The organism is Nocardioides stalactiti, assembly GCF_014180715.1.
In the GTDB taxonomy this organism is placed as follows: domain Bacteria; phylum Actinomycetota; class Actinomycetes; order Propionibacteriales; family Nocardioidaceae; genus Nocardioides; species Nocardioides stalactiti.
Genome location: NZ_JACEFC010000045.1, coordinates 1 through 13,812, shown reverse-complemented (window position 1 = coordinate 13,812; position 13,812 = coordinate 1). Strand labels below are relative to the sequence as shown.

16 protein-coding genes are annotated in these 13,812 nt (G+C 72.6%); 8 read left to right on the top strand and 8 right to left on the bottom strand.

Features of this window, described 5'->3' with window-relative positions; translation table 11 throughout:
* Positions 1 to 16: 16 nt before the first annotated feature.
* Positions 17 to 250, top strand: coding sequence for a type II toxin-antitoxin system VapB family antitoxin (vapB, locus tag H0487_RS10965; protein WP_220793301.1), 234 nt, complete (start codon positions 17 to 19; stop codon positions 248 to 250).
* The gene (locus H0487_RS10960) at positions 247 to 636 is read left to right on the top strand and encodes a type II toxin-antitoxin system VapC family toxin (protein ID WP_220793300.1); all 390 of its coding nucleotides are present in this window, start codon (positions 247 to 249) and stop codon (positions 634 to 636) included. Before vapB ends, H0487_RS10960 begins: the two co-directional genes overlap by 4 nt.
* A 16-nt stretch (positions 637 to 652) precedes the next feature.
* Here H0487_RS10960 and proC read toward each other — a convergent pair whose 3' ends face one another.
* The 6 genes from proC to H0487_RS10930 all read right to left on the bottom strand — a co-directional run bounded on the left by proC (position 653) and on the right by H0487_RS10930 (position 5,785).
* The gene (gene proC, locus H0487_RS10955) at positions 653 to 1,456 is read right to left on the bottom strand and encodes a pyrroline-5-carboxylate reductase (protein WP_183094272.1); all 804 of its coding nucleotides are present in this window, start codon (positions 1,454 to 1,456) and stop codon (positions 653 to 655) included.
* Between the two features lie 19 nt (positions 1,457 to 1,475).
* Positions 1,476 to 2,441 carry a proline dehydrogenase family protein gene (locus H0487_RS10950; protein WP_183094271.1) on the bottom strand — a complete coding sequence of 322 codons (966 nt, stop codon included), beginning with the start codon at positions 2,439 to 2,441 and terminating at the stop codon, positions 1,476 to 1,478.
* 83 nt (positions 2,442 to 2,524) lie between these two features.
* The gene (locus tag H0487_RS10945) at positions 2,525 to 3,262 is read right to left on the bottom strand and encodes an ABC transporter permease (protein ID WP_183094270.1); all 738 of its coding nucleotides are present in this window, start codon (positions 3,260 to 3,262) and stop codon (positions 2,525 to 2,527) included.
* Positions 3,259 to 3,981: an ABC transporter ATP-binding protein gene (locus H0487_RS10940; RefSeq protein ID WP_183094269.1), complete on the bottom strand. Its 723-nt coding sequence runs from the start codon at positions 3,979 to 3,981 to the stop codon at positions 3,259 to 3,261. Before H0487_RS10940 ends, H0487_RS10945 begins: the two co-directional genes overlap by 4 nt.
* A gap of 16 nt (positions 3,982 to 3,997) precedes the next feature.
* The gene (locus H0487_RS10935) at positions 3,998 to 4,813 is read right to left on the bottom strand and encodes a sugar phosphate isomerase/epimerase family protein (protein WP_183094268.1); all 816 of its coding nucleotides are present in this window, start codon (positions 4,811 to 4,813) and stop codon (positions 3,998 to 4,000) included.
* A 33-nt stretch (positions 4,814 to 4,846) separates the two neighbouring features.
* Positions 4,847 to 5,785, bottom strand: a complete 939-nt coding sequence (locus H0487_RS10930; RefSeq protein WP_183094267.1) for a Ppx/GppA family phosphatase — start codon at positions 5,783 to 5,785, stop codon at positions 4,847 to 4,849.
* A gap of 57 nt (positions 5,786 to 5,842) precedes the next feature.
* Between H0487_RS10930 and H0487_RS10925 the strand changes: the two genes are divergently transcribed.
* The 3 genes from H0487_RS10925 (at position 5,843) to H0487_RS10915 (ending at position 8,096) form a co-directional block, all read left to right on the top strand.
* Entirely contained in the window at positions 5,843 to 6,601 is a 759-nt protein-coding gene (locus H0487_RS10925) for a DUF3109 family protein (RefSeq protein WP_183094266.1), read from the top strand.
* Between the two features lie 95 nt (positions 6,602 to 6,696).
* Positions 6,697 to 7,335 carry a VOC family protein gene (locus tag H0487_RS10920; RefSeq protein WP_183094265.1) on the top strand — a complete coding sequence of 213 codons (639 nt, stop codon included), beginning with the start codon at positions 6,697 to 6,699 and terminating at the stop codon, positions 7,333 to 7,335.
* 59 nt (positions 7,336 to 7,394) lie between these two features.
* Positions 7,395 to 8,096 carry a class I SAM-dependent methyltransferase gene (locus H0487_RS10915; protein ID WP_183094264.1) on the top strand — a complete coding sequence of 234 codons (702 nt, stop codon included), beginning with the start codon at positions 7,395 to 7,397 and terminating at the stop codon, positions 8,094 to 8,096.
* Here the strand turns inward: H0487_RS10915 and H0487_RS10910 are convergent.
* Positions 8,093 to 9,133 carry a LacI family DNA-binding transcriptional regulator gene (locus H0487_RS10910; RefSeq protein ID WP_183094263.1) on the bottom strand — a complete coding sequence of 347 codons (1,041 nt, stop codon included), beginning with the start codon at positions 9,131 to 9,133 and terminating at the stop codon, positions 8,093 to 8,095. The two genes, H0487_RS10915 and H0487_RS10910, sit on opposite strands and share 4 nt — an antisense overlap.
* A gap of 114 nt (positions 9,134 to 9,247) precedes the next feature.
* Between H0487_RS10910 and radA the strand changes: the two genes are divergently transcribed.
* Positions 9,248 to 10,654, top strand: a complete 1,407-nt coding sequence (gene radA / locus H0487_RS10905) for a DNA repair protein RadA (RefSeq protein WP_183094262.1) — start codon at positions 9,248 to 9,250, stop codon at positions 10,652 to 10,654.
* A gap of 93 nt (positions 10,655 to 10,747) precedes the next feature.
* Positions 10,748 to 11,821 (top strand): DNA integrity scanning diadenylate cyclase DisA, encoded by a 1,074-nt coding sequence (gene disA / locus H0487_RS10900; protein ID WP_183094261.1) that lies wholly within the window; start codon positions 10,748 to 10,750, stop codon positions 11,819 to 11,821.
* Positions 11,822 to 11,829: 8 nt separating this feature from the next.
* Here the strand turns inward: disA and H0487_RS10895 are convergent, their stop codons facing one another.
* The gene (locus tag H0487_RS10895) at positions 11,830 to 12,660 is read right to left on the bottom strand and encodes a hypothetical protein (protein WP_183094260.1); all 831 of its coding nucleotides are present in this window, start codon (positions 12,658 to 12,660) and stop codon (positions 11,830 to 11,832) included.
* Between the two features lie 66 nt (positions 12,661 to 12,726).
* On the opposite strand from H0487_RS10895, the gene H0487_RS10890 reads away from it, so the two are divergent.
* Positions 12,727 to 13,662, top strand: coding sequence for an HhH-GPD family protein (locus tag H0487_RS10890; RefSeq protein ID WP_220793299.1), 936 nt, complete (start codon positions 12,727 to 12,729; stop codon positions 13,660 to 13,662).
* Positions 13,663 to 13,812 lie beyond the last annotated feature (150 nt).

Genomic DNA, 13,812 nt, shown 5'->3' with positions numbered 1-13,812 from the left:
GATACAAGGAGGCGCCATGGTGTCGACCAGGCTGTTCATGAACAACACGACCCAGGCCGTCAGGCTGCCCAAGGCGGTCGCCTTCCCCGAGGAGGTCACCGAGGTCGAGATCATCGTTGACGGCGAGGCGAGGGTGATCGTCCCGGTCGGGCATCGGATCGACTACTTCTTCGACCACCGCCTCGACGTCAGCACCGACTTCATGGATGCCCGGGAGCAGCCCGAGGCGCAGGAGCGATCTACGTTGTGAGCCACCTGCTCGACACCGACGTGTGCATCTCGATCCTGCGCGGGAGCGAGCCGCGCGCTCGCGAGCGACTCCGTGCACTCCGGGAGGTGGCCGTCTCGACCATCACCATCGCCGAGCTCGCCTACGGTGCAGCGCGCTCCCGCGCGCCCGAGGAGAACCGGGTCGAGGTCGAACGTCTGACCCGAGCCGTCGACGTCCTCGACATCGACGCGCCTGCCGCCTGGCACGCCGGACAGATCCGGGCCGAGCTCGCGCGCCTCGGGACGCCGATCGGGGGCTACGACCTCCTCATCGCCGGCGTGGCTCGATCCCGTGACCTGATGCTCGTCACCGCCAACGACCGCGAGTGCGAGCGGGTGCCCGACCTCCGCATCGAGGCATGGTGAGCCCCGACGGCCCTGCTCAGCTGCCGCTGGCGAGCTCACGGGAACGGTCGCGCGCGGCCTCGAGCGCAGCGAGGAACGCCGCCCGCACCTTGTGGACCTCGAGCTCCCGCAGCGCCGCGGCGGTCGTGCCGGCCGGTGAGGTGACCTGCTCGCGCAGGACGGTCGGGTGCTCCCCGGTCTCGGCCAGCATCGCGGCCGAGCCCACCAGGGTCTGGATGGTGAGCTCGGTGGCCGTCGTACGGGGAAGGCCGAGGTGGACGCCCGCCTCGATCATCGACTCGACGACGAAGTAGATGTAGGCCGGCCCCGAGCCGCTGATCGCGGTGACCGCGTCCTGCTGCTTCTCCGGGACCCGGACGACCTTGCCGACCGACGCCATCAGCGCCTCGGCCTCGGCCAGGTGCTCGTCGTCGCAGTGCGACCCGGCGGAGATGGCCGACATGCCCTGGTCGACGAGCGCCGGGGTGTTGGGCATGACCCGCACGACCGCCACCCCCTCGGGCACGCGCGACTCGATGAACCCGGTCGTGATGCCGGCGGCCAGCGAGACGAGGAGCTGGCCCGGACGCAGCGCGCCGGCGATCTCGTCGAGCACCTCTGCCATGTCCTGCGGCTTCACGACCAGCGCGACGGTGTCCGCCTTGGCGGCGGCCTCGACGTTGGAGACGACGGCGACGCCGTACCGGTCCTCGAGCTCGGCGGCCCGCGCCTCGCGCTTCTCCCCGACCAGCAGCTGGTCGACCCGACGCCCCGCGCGGACCAGGCCGGACAGCAGGGTCTCGCCCATGACACCTGCGCCGATGACGGCGGTCTGCTTCATGGGGAAAGGGTAGAGGTCGTCAGCTCTTCTTGATGAGCGACGTCAGGAAGAAGGTCAGGTTGCGGGGGCGCTCGGCGAGCCGTCGCATGAGGTAGCCGTACCACTCGGTGCCGTAGGGGATGTAGACGCGCACGGTCTCGCCGGCGGCGGCGAGACGGCGCTGCTCGCCGGGGCGGATGCCGTAGAGCATCTGGAACTCGTAGGTGCCCTGGGCGCGGCCGTAGCGGCTCGCGAGCGAGGAGGCGATCTCGATGAGCCGCGGGTCGTGGCTGGCGATCATCGGGTAGCACTCGCCGTCCGGGCCGGTCTGGCCGAGGAGGATCTTGAGGCAGCGGACGTAGGCCTTGTCGACCTCGTCCGGGTCGGTGTAGGCGACGTCGGCCGGCTCGTCGTAAGCGCCCTTGCAGAGCCGGACCCGGCTGCCGGGGTAGGCCAGCGCGCGGCAGTCGGCCTCGGTGCGGTGCAGGTAGGCCTGGAGCACGGCCCCGGTCTCGGGATAGTCCCTGCGCAGCTCGTGCAGGATCGCGAGGGTCTCGTCGGTGGTGGTGTGGTCCTCCATGTCGAGGGTCACCGTGGTCCCGGCCGCGCGGGCGGCGCGGCAGATCGCCCGGGCGTTCTCGAGCGCGACCTTGGAGCCGCCCCCCGGAGCCGTCTCGTCGTCGAGCGAGAGCCCGATCGCGGTCAGCTTCACGCTGACCTCCGCCCGGCGGGCCAGGCCCTGGGCGGAGAGCTGCTTGAGCAGGTCGAGGTACGCCGCGACGGTGGCGTCGGCCTGAGCGAGGTCGGTCGTGTCCTCGCCGAGGTAGTCGAGGGTCGTGCTGATCCCCTCGGCCGCGAGCACGCCGGCAGCGGCGACGGCGTCCTCGGTGTGCTCGCCGGGGACGTAGGACCTCACGACCGTCGCGGACACCGGGAGCGTCGTGATCAGCCGCTTGACCGACTCGCTGCGCGAGAGGAGCAGGAGGGAGTCACGCAGGGGACGCATAAGCCCACGGTACGACGTCCTGGGGCGCGCGCCACCATCGGCATGGTGACCAGTCGGTAACCAGTCATGACGTCGTTGACTAGTTACGGAGTACGGCGACGCAGGGTCGCCGCACCCAGCGCGAGGCCCGCGGCCGCGTAGCCCGCGACGACCGCCAGGTCGGCCCACACCTCGCCCGTCGAGGAAGACCGGGTGAGGTGCGTCATGGCGTCGACGGCGGCGGACAGCGGGAGCACGTCACCGATCCCCTCGAGGACCGCGGGGAGCGCCGGACGCGGGACGAACAGCCCGCACAGCAGGATCTGCGGGATCACCAGCGCGGGCATGAACTGCACCGCCTGGAACTCGGAGCGCGCGAACGCGCTGACGAACAGACCGAGGGCGCTGCCGAGCACCGCGTCGGCGACAGCGACGACGGTCAGCAGCCAGACCGGGCCCTCGATGGACAGGTCGAGCAGGCCGACCGCGAGCCCGACCGCGGCGGCGGACTGGACCGCGGCCACCAGGCCGAAGGCGAGCGCGTAGCCGAAGAGGAAGTCCAGCCGGCCCATCGGCATCGCGAGCAGCCGCTCGAGCGTGCCGCCGGACCGCTCCCGCAGCGTCGTCACGCTCGTGACGAGGAACATCACGATGAAGGGGAACATGGCGAGCAGCGCCGGTCCGACCCGGTCGAAGGGGGCGCCCGGGAGGTCCTCGAACATCCACCACAGCAGGCTGATGAGGAGGCAGGGGAGCACGACCATGATCGCGAGGGTCCGGTGGTCGCGTCGCAGCTGGGCGAGCACCCGACCGGCGACGGCGAGCGTGACCCGTGAGCTCATGTCGGGCTCCGCCGCACGATCGCGAGGAACGCCTGCTCGATGTCGGCGTCGTCCGTCAGCCCGGCCACCCGTTTGATCTCCGCCGGGCTGCCGTCGGCGAGGAACACCCCGTCGCGCATCAGCAGCAGCCGGTCGCAGCGCTCCGCCTCGTCCATCACGTGACTCGAGACCAGGACCGCGACCCCGGTCGCGGCGAGCCGGTGGAACATCGACCACAGGTCCTCGCGCAGCACCGGGTCCAGGCCGACGGTCGGCTCGTCGAGCACGAGCAGGCTCGGGCTCCCCAGCAGGGCGACCGCGAGGCCCACCCGCGACCGCTGCCCCCCACTGAGCCGCGCCACCACCTGGTCGGCCTGGTCGCCGAGGTCGACCGCGGCGATGCAGCGCTCGACCTCGGCCCGCTCCTCGCCGAGCACGCGGGCGAAGAACGCCAGGTTCTCGGCGACGCTGAGGTCGTCGTACACGCTGGGAGCCTGGGTGACGTAGCCGATCCGGTGCCGCAGCGACCGCGACCCGGCGGGCTCGCCGAACACGGAGACGGTGCCGGCCACCCCGGCCTGGACGCCGACCAGCACGCGCATCAGCGTCGACTTCCCGCAGCCCGACGGGCCGAGGAGGCCGGTCACCTCGCCGAGCGGGATCGTGAAGTCGAGACCGTGGAGGACCTCGCGACGACCGCGGACGACGGTCAGCCCCGCCACCTCGACCGCGCTCGTCATCGCACCAGCCGTCCCGTCACGACTCCGTGCGGGCCGAACGGGCCGAGAGGTGCTCGCGCGCGAACTCCAACGAAGCGCGCAGGTCGGCCTCGCGCTCCTCGCGGGTCGTGCACCGGCGGGTGTTGATCTCGAGCACGACCTCGCCGTCGAACCCGGTGTCGACGAGGTGGTGGAGGAACTCCGCGGCCCCCATGGCGCCGCGTCCCGGCACCAGGTGCTCGTCCTTCGGCGACCCCGAGCCGTCGGTCAGGTGGATGTGGCGCAGCCGCGACCCCAGCCGCTCGGCCATCGCGATCGGCGGGTCGTGCGCGATCGCCGCGTGGGACAGGTCGATCGTCGTGTTGGCGTAGGGCTCGTCCGAAGGGTCGTGCCCCGGGAGGTACATCTCGAGGTGGCGCTTGGCGGAGGCCCGCCACGGATACATGTTCTCGACGGCGAAGGCGATCCCGGTCGACTCCTCGAGCGCAGCGATGCCGTTGACGAAGTCGCGCGCGTAGTCGCGCTGCCAACGGAAGGGCGGGTGCACGACCACGACCTCGGCCCCGACCGCTTTCGCCATCTCGGCCGAGCGCTGCAGCTTGCCCCACGGCTCCAGGCCCCAGACCCGTTGGGTGAAGAGCAGGCACGGCGCGTGGATCGCGCAGATCGGGATCGCGTGGTGCTCCATCAGCTGGAGCACGGCGGTGGTCTGCTGGGAGATCGCGTCGATCCCGACCATCACCTCGACCGCCTCGTAGCCGACCTCGACCGCCCAGGCGAAGGCCTGGGCCGTCGACTCCGGATAGACCGACGACGTCGACAACCCGATCCGCGGTCGTGCCGATCCGGCCATGCCTGTCCTCGCCCGCCCCTCGCCCGTCCTCGGTCAGACCTCGTCGGCGACGCCGAGCTTGTCGATGCGCTCCAGGATCACGCCCTCGCGCAGGGCCCAGGGGCAGATCTCCAGCTCGGCCAGCCCGAAGATGTCCATGCAGGCCTCGGCGACGATCGCACCGGGGACGATCTGGTGGGTGCGGCTCGGCGACACCCCCGGCAGCTCCGCGAGCTCGGCCGGCCCCATCGCGACCAGCTTCGGGATCCACTCCCGAAGGTCGGCCAACGCGAGCGAACGCGGCACCAGCGGACCGTCGGTGGAAGGGGCGGCGCCGCAGATCCGGGCCAGCGAGCGGAAGGTCTTGGAGGTGGCCGCCGCACGGTGGGTCGGTCCCGTGCGCAGGACCTTGCCGGCGTCCTTGGCCATGTCGGCGCGGATGCTGCGCCGGATCCTCCTCAACGCGGCCTCGTCGACCTGCTCGGCGAAGTAGGTGGACGCGAGACGCGCCGCACCCAGCGGCAGCGACTGCGCGACGTCGGGGCGCTCGTCCGCGCCGGTCGCGATCTCCAGCGAGCCCCCGCCGATGTCGAACACCGTGAGCTTGCCGGCCGACCAGCCGAACCAGCGTCGTACGGCGAGGAACGTCAGCCGCGCCTCGTCCTCACCGGACAGGACCTCGATCGCGACGCCGGTCTGCTCACGCACGTGGGCGAGCACCCCGTCGCTGTTGACGGAGTCGCGCACCGCGGAGGTGGCGAACGAGAGCATCGCCTCGCAGCCCTTCTCCTCGGCGACGACGAGCGCCTCCGCGGTGAAAAGGGTGAGCGCGTCGATCCCCGACTGGGTGACGGCTCCGTCGGCGTCGAGGTGCTCGGCCAGCCGGAGCGGCTGCTTGAGGGAGTACGCCGGGAGCGGGGCAGCACCGTCGTGGGCGTCGACCACGAGCAGGTGTCCGGTGTTCGATCCGATGTCGAGCACGCCCAGCCGCATGCGACCACCGTATCGCCCTCGGGGTCGGGACCACGCGCGTCCGAGTAGGTTGGGCGCGTGCCCGAGGTCGACCTGGACTTCCCCCGCGCCTTCGTCGAGTTCGCCAACCCGGGCGACCCGACCGAGGTGATGCGCTGCGACCTCACCTGGTTGACGTCGTCGTTCACCTGCATCTTCGGCCAGGGCTGCGCCGGCATCTACGCCGATTCGCCCGACACCGGCTGCTGCACGCTCGGAGCGCACTTCGCCGACGCGGCGGACGAGGAGCGCGTCGCCGGCTTCGTCGACCAGCTGACCCCGGAGCAGTGGCAGTTCCACCCGGGCCGCAAGGTGCGGCGCCGCGACTGGGTCGACAAGGACGAGGACGGCGACCGCAAGACCCGCGCCCACGAGGTCGACGGCCAGCGGGGGTGCGTGTTCCACAACCGCGCCGACTTCCCCACCGGCGCGGGCTGCGCGCTGCACGGCCTGGCGCTCCAGATCGGCCGCAACCCGCTCGAGACCAAGCCCGACGTGTGCTGGCAGCTCCCGATCCGCCGCCTCTTCCGCGAGGTCGAGCGCCAGGACGGCACGTCCTACACCGAGGTGACGATCACCGAGTACGACCGTCGTGGCTGGGGTGCCGGCGGTCACGACCTCGACTGGTACTGCTCGGGCAACACCGAGGCTCACGTCGCGGTCGAACCGGTCTACGTCACCAACGAGCCCGAGCTCGTCGAGCTGATGGGGCGCCCGGCGTACGACGAGCTGGTCCGGCACTGCGAGGCCCACCTGCGCTCGCGGTCCGCCCTCGCGCTGCACCCCGCCGACCGCTGACGTCGTTCCGCGACACGACGCCGCGGTCCTCTCGATGTCAAGAGAACCCGACCCCGATTCTCCGACCCGGACGACCCAGGCTGAGAATGTCTGACATGCGCCTGGACCACCTGTCGTACGCCGCCGGACCCGACGGACTCGCGGCCACCGCCGCCCGCCTCGGCGCAGCACTCGGGTGTGACTTCGTCGACGGCGGCGTCCACCCCCGCTTCGGCACGCGCAACATGATCCTTCCGCTCGCCGACGCGACCTACCTCGAGGTCGTCGAGGCCCTCGACCACCCCGCGTCCGACAAGGCGCCGTTCGGCCAGGCCGTCAAGGCCCGCTCCGGGCTCGGCGGCGGCTGGCTCGGCTGGGTCGTCTCCGTCCCGGACATCGCCCCGGTCGAGGAGCGCCTCGGTCGCGCCGCGGTCGCCGGCAACCGGCACCGCCCCGACGGCACCGAGCTGAAGTGGAAGCAGATCGGCGTCAACGGCCTCATCGCCGACGCCCAGCTCCCCTTCTTCATCCACTGGGAGGTCGACGCCGACCTCCACCCGTCGGCCGGCGCCGACGGCACCCTCTCCCTCGCCGGCATCGAGATCGCCGGTGACCCGCAGCGGGTCAGCGAGTGGCTCGGCGAGAGCGTCGAGGCGCCGCTCGAGGACGTCAAGGTCGAGTGGGTCGCCCCCCACGGCACGCCCGGCATCCTCGCCGCCCAGGTCCAGACGCCAGCGGGCATCGTCCGCATCTGATCGGCTCGCTGCGCTCGCATGTCGCGCCGCCTTCAGCGTCGGGTGGCGCGACGCACGTCATGAACCGTCCTCTTCCGGGTGCGGTACCGAGCCCCAACATCTGGCACCACACGGCGACCTACGAGGTCGAGAACCGGGCCGCCGACCCCGACGGTCGGTTGTGGGCAGCGATGGAGTCGCAGGCGAGCTGGCGTGACCGCACCGTGCTCGACCTCGGTTGCGGCACCGGCTTCCACCTCCCGTCGTTCGCCGCCACGGCTGCGCGGGTCGTCGGGGTCGAGCCGCATCCCGCGCTGGTGCGGCTCGCGCAGCGTCGTACCCGGTCGCTGAGCACGGTGGAGGTCGTCGTCGGCACGGCCCAACAGATCCCGCTCCCCGACGCCAGCGTCGACGTGGTGCACGTCCGGTGGGCCTACTTCTTCGGGCCCGGCTGCGAGCCCGGTCTGGCCGAGCTCGACCGGGTCGTGCGCCGCGGCGGGACCGCGATGGTCATCGACAACGACGGGGGCCGGTCGACCTTCGGCGCGTGGTTCCGGCGCGGCTATCCCCACCTCCCGGCGCCGGACGACATCGAACGCTTCTGGAGCGCGCGCGGCTGGACCCGCACCCCCGTCGACATGGGTTGGCGCTTCGAGAGCCGCGCCGACCTGGAGGCCGTGGTCCGGATCGAGCTCAAGCCCGAGGTGGCCGACGAGGTGCTGCGCGAGCACGCGGGGCTCGAGGTCGACTACGCCGTCAACCTCTGGACCCGCCACTTCTAGCTGGATCCGCGGACCGCGAGGGTCGGGGTGAGCAGCACCCCCGGGGCGTCGTACGGCTCACTCGCGAGCAGCGCCTCGAGCGCCCGGACCAGCGCGACCGCCACCTGCTCGAGCGGCTGACGCACCGAGGTCAGGCCGTGCGGCACGACCTGGGCGACCTGGGAGTCGTCGAACCCGACGACCGCCACGTCGCTGCCCGGGCGGAGGCCGCGCTCGGCCAGCGTGTGCAGGACGCCGATCGCCACTGTGTCCGACGCGCACACGAACGCCGAGGGGGCGACGCTGTCGAGCATGGCGGCGCTCGCGGCCCGACCGGCGTCGACCGTGTCGGCCACGGCGGTCGCCAGGCCGTCGGTCGACCGGCCGGCCATCGCCCGCTCCCAGCCGGCTCGACGGTCCTGGCCGATGAACGACTCCGGCGGCCACCCCAGCCAGGCGATCCGCTCGTGGCCGCGGTCGATCAGGTGCTGCGTCCCGAGCGCGACGCCCGCGGCCCCGTCGACGTCGACCCACGGGTGCGTGGCCTGCGGATCCTCCCACGGCCGGCCGAAGGCGACGAACGGCGCGCGCCGCTCGCTCAACCACCGGGTCGCCGGGTTGCCGAGGTAGGTGTCGGTCACGATGAACGCGTCGACCGCCGTGGAACGCAACAGGTCGTCGTACCCACGCACCAGGTCGGCGGCCGTCGTCTCCGGCTTGCCGGGACCACCCGAGAAGAGCAGCAGGTGGTAGCCGGCCTCGCGCGAGGCCTCCACCAGGGCGTGCACGAACCGGTCCATGGCCGCGTTGGCGGTGAACTCCTGGGCCGGCGACATCCGCAGACCGATCAAGTGGGACGCCCTGGTCCGCAGGTGGCGGGCGGCCCGGTTGGGCCGGTAGCCGAGCGCATGGATCGCGTCCTGCACCCGGGCGAGGGTCTCGGGGCGCAGCAGGTCCGGGTTGTTGATCGCGTTGGACACCGTCTGCCGGGAGACCCCGGCGCGCTCGGCGACGTCGGCGAGGGTCGGCGGCAGCGGGGGCGCGTCGTGCCGTGCCATGGTCGCCTCCTGCCGGGTCGTCCGCCTCGTCGGGCCTGCATCGTGGTCGGGTCGAGGATACGGCGGCAGCGTGGCAACGACGCAGTGTCGGAGGGTTCGCCTAGCGTCGTCGCCATGGCCACCACCTCCCGATCCCAGTCCCGAGCGACCTACCGCTGCTCGGAGTGCGGGTGGCCGACGACCAAGTGGGTCGGTCGCTGCGGTGAGTGCCAGGCCTGGGGCTCGGTGGCCGAGGCAGGCGCCGCGCCGGCCGGACGCACGGCGGCCGCCCCCGTCAGCACCCCGGCCGTGCCGATCGGCAAGGTCCCGGCCCAGGACGCTGCGCACCACCCGTCCGGCGTCCCCGAGCTCGACCGCGTGCTGGGCGGCGGCCTCGTGCCGGGCGCCGCCGTGCTGCTGGCCGGTGAGCCCGGCGTCGGCAAGTCGACGCTGCTCCTCGAGGTCGCAGCGCGCACCGCCGCCCGCGACCAGCGCGTCCTCTACGTCACCGGCGAGGAGTCGGCCGCCCAGGTCCGGCTCCGCCCCGACCGCACCGACGCCGTCCACGACCAGCTCTACCTCGCTGCCGAGACCGACCTCGGGGCCGTCCTCACCCACATCGAGGACGTCCGGCCGCGCCTGGTCGTCGTCGACTCCGTCCAGACCATCGGCGCGTCCGGGGTCGACGGTGTCCCCGGCGGCGTCACCCAGGTCAAGGAGGTCGCGGCCGCGCTCGTCCGCGTCGCCAAGACCCGCGCCATCACCGTCGTGCTCGTCGGCCACGTCACCAAGGACGGGTCGATCGCCGGGCCGCGGGTGCTCGAGCACCTCGTCGACGTCGTCCTCCAGTTCGAGGGCGAGTCCGGGAGCCGGTTCCGCATGGTCCGCGCGGTGAAGAACCGGTTCGGCCCCGTCGACGAGGTCGGCTGCTTCGACCTCGGGCCCGAGGGCATCACCGCTGTCACCGACCCCACCGGGATCTTCGTCGAGCGCCACCACGGCCGCGTCGCCGGCACGTGCGTCGCAGTGACGATGGAGGGACGCCGGCCCCTGCTCGCCGAGGTCCAGTCGCTGGTCGCGGGGGTCGCCCAGGAGCGGCCTCGTCGTACGACGTCCGGCATCGACGGCTCCCGGCTCGCGATGGTCCTCGCCGTGCTCCAGCAGCACTGCGGGATCGGCCTCGCCGGGCGCGACGTGTTCGCCTCCACCGTCGGCGGGGCCAAGCTCACCGAGCCGGCCGCCGACCTGGCGCTGGCGATCGCACTGGCGTCGTCCCACTTCCTCAGCCCGACGCCGTCCGGGGTCGTCGCCATGGGCGAGATCGGGCTGTCCGGCGAGCTGCGACGGGTCCGTGACGTCCAGCAGCGGCTCGCCGAGGCGGCGCGACTCGGGTTCGAGCTGGCCGTGGTCCCGGCCGACGTCGGGACGTCCGGACGGCGTCGCACGGTCGACGGGATGCGGGTCGTCGAGGTTCCCGACGTCGGCTCCGCGCTCCAGCTCCTCGACCTCAGCCGGACGCTCCACGTCGTCGACGGCGGCTGACCCTCGGATAACCCGCACGTCAGGACGGCGCCGAGGCCTTAGGGTTGCGCCTGACGACCGGGGTGCACCGGGCGCGGCGAAGAGGAGTGGGCAGTGGTAGATCGGGGCGATCCTCGTCTCCGCGAGACGCTGGCGTCGATCGCGCCCGGCACCGGGCTGCGCGACGGCCTCGAGCGGATCCTCCGCGGCCGCACGGGCGCGCTGATCGTGCTCGGCCACGACCGGACCGTGGAAGGGATCTCCACGGGCGGGTTCGAGCTCGACGTGCCGTTCACCGCTACCGGTCTGCGCGAGCTCGCCAAGATGGACGGCGGGATCATCATCGACCGCGACATCACCCGGATCATCCGCGCCGCCGTCCACCTGATGCCTGACCACACGATCCCGTCGGAGGAGACCGGCACCCGTCACCGCACCGCCGACCGGGTCGCGCGTCAGACCGGCTTCCCCGTCATCTCGGTGTCGCAGTCGATGCAGATCATCGCGGCCTACGTCGGAGAGACCCGGCACGTCCTCGAGGACTCCGGCCAGATCCTGTCCCGCGCCAACCAGGCGCTCGCGACCCTCGAGCGCTACAAGCTGCGCCTCGACGAGGTGTCCGCGACCCTGTCGGCGCTGGAGATCGAGGACCTCGTCACGGTCCGCGACGTCGCCGTCGTCGCCCAGCGGCTCGAGATGGTGACCCGGATCGCCCGCGAGATCGACGACTACGTCCTGGAGCTCGGCACCGACGGGCGTCTGCTCGCGCTCCAGCTCGAGGAGCTCATCACCGGCGTCGACGTCGAGCGCGAGCTGGTCATCCGCGACTACGTGCCCTCACGCAAGCGCAGCCGCGACCCCGACGAGCTGCTCGCCAAGCTGGAGGGGCTCTCCGCCACCGACCTGGTCGACCCGGCTTCGGTCGCGCGCGTCCTCGGCATCGGCGCCGGCGAGCACCTCGACGGCGCGGTCGCCCCGCGCGGCTACCGGCTCCTCACCAAGGTGCCCCGGCTCCCTGCCGGTGTCGTCGAGGGACTCGTCGACCACTTCGGCACCCTCCAGAAGCTGCTGTCCGCCGGCATCGACGACCTCCAGGCCGTCGAGGGCGTCGGCGAGCTGCGCGCCCGCAGCGTGCGCGAGGGCCTGTCGCGACTCGCGGAGTCGACGATCCTCGAGCGCTACGTCTGAGCTGAGGCTCAGCGGCGGGGCGGCTTGCTCGAGCCGGCGTCGCTCGGCTGCTCGTCGTCCTGCTGGCCGCCGGTGTCCTGACCACCGGTCTGCTGACCACCGGTCTGCTGCTGGCCGCCGTCCTGGCCGTCGGTGCGACCGCCCTCGGTCTCCGGGGCGACCGTGATCGTCTCCGTCGCGGGCGAGTCCAGGTCGAAGCCGGACTCGGCGGGCTCGCCGCCGAGGGTCGCCGCGGCGATCGTGAACGAGCCGGGCATCAGCCACGAACGACGATTGGTGCAGTCGGGGTCGGACTCCCGGGCGTCCCAGGTCATCCGGACGACGGTCGCGACGACGCGTCGTACCACGACGGACTGGTCCGGGACCGGGTCGGCGCACTCGCGCGAGGTCCAGATCTCCCGGCCGCGCTTGGTGATCTTGACCGTCACCTTGTCCGCACCGACCCGGAAGTAGCACGCGTCGGCCTGCACGGTCTGGAGGCTCAGACCGATCTGGACCGGCTGACCGGCGGTCGCGGCGTCGACGTACGGCGTCACCCGGACGTCGGCGGGGTCGCAGTTGCCCTCGGGCGCCACCGTGAGGGCGGGGTCGATCGTCGGCGTGGCGGTGCGCCGGTTCTTGCGATTCTTGCGGCCCTTCTCCGGGACGGTGATCGTCTCGGAGGCCTGCACCTCGGCGCCGGCCTGCTGGACGGTCGGCACCTCGTCGTCCTTCGCGTCGCTGCCTCCGGTCAGGACGCTGCCGATGACGAAGACCATCGTCGCGGCGAGCGCGAGCACGAAGAGCCGACGACGCCAGTAGACACCCGCCGGCAGCGGGCCACGGGTCAGCGGCGGCATACGTCCGAGGTTAGGTACTGGCGCCCGCTTCTCGGCGGAGGCGCTCCGTGCGCGACGATGGTGGGGATGCCCAGCACAGCGCCAACCCCTGCCGACCACCCGGCCGACCGCGCCGACGCCCTGGTCGGCCCGATCCTCGCGTGGTACGACGAGAACGCCCGCGACCTGCCGTGGCGCGACCCGTCGGCGTCCGCGTGGTCGGTGCTGGTCTCGGAGTTCATGCTGCAGCAGACGCCGGTCGTCCGGGTCCTCCCGGTGCACGCGGTCTGGCTCGAGCGTTGGCCGACGCCGGCCGCCCTCGCCTCCGAGTCGAGCGGCGAGGCGGTGCGTGCCTGGGGGCGGCTGGGCTACCCGCGCCGCGCGCTCCGTCTGCACGCAGCCGCGACGGCGATCGTGGCCGACCACGCCGGCGTCGTACCGGACTCCTACGACGCGCTCCTCGCCCTGCCCGGGATCGGCGACTACACCGCGGCGGCCGTGGCGTCGTTCGCCTACCGCCAGCGGCACGTCGTCCTCGACACCAATGTCCGCCGGGTGCTCGGCCGAGCGGTGTCGGGGGTCGAGTTCCCCGCCCGGTCGGTGACCCGGGCCGAGCGAGACGTCGCCGCCGCGCTCCTCCCCGAGGACCCGCCGACCGCTGCGACCTGGTCGGTGGCCGTGATGGAGCTCGGCGCGCTCGTCTGCACCGCCGACCGCCCGCGGTGCGACGCCTGCCCGGTCGTCAGCGCTTGCGCGTGGCACACCGCCGGCCGCCCGGCGTACGACGGCCCACCCCGCCCGGTCCAGACCTACGCCGGCACCGACCGCCAGTGTCGCGGCCGCCTCCTCGCCGTCCTCCGCGACTCCCCCGGCTCGGTCCCGAAGGAACGCCTCGACCTGGCCTGGAACCTTCCCGAGCAGCGCGAGCGCTGCCTCGCCTCCCTCGTCGCCGACCGCCTCGTCGTACGCCTCGACCCCACGGACACCACCAACGACGGCGGCCCCCGTTACGCCCTCCCCTGACCTCCCGCCGACTTGCCCACCTTGCGGGGTCGAGTTGCCCATCTTGCGGGGTCGAACCGCCACCTTTGCGCGCGCGACTTGCCACGGTTGCGGGTATGACGTGCCGCGATTCCTGGAGCGGAATCTCGGCCCGGCAAGATGGGCAACTCG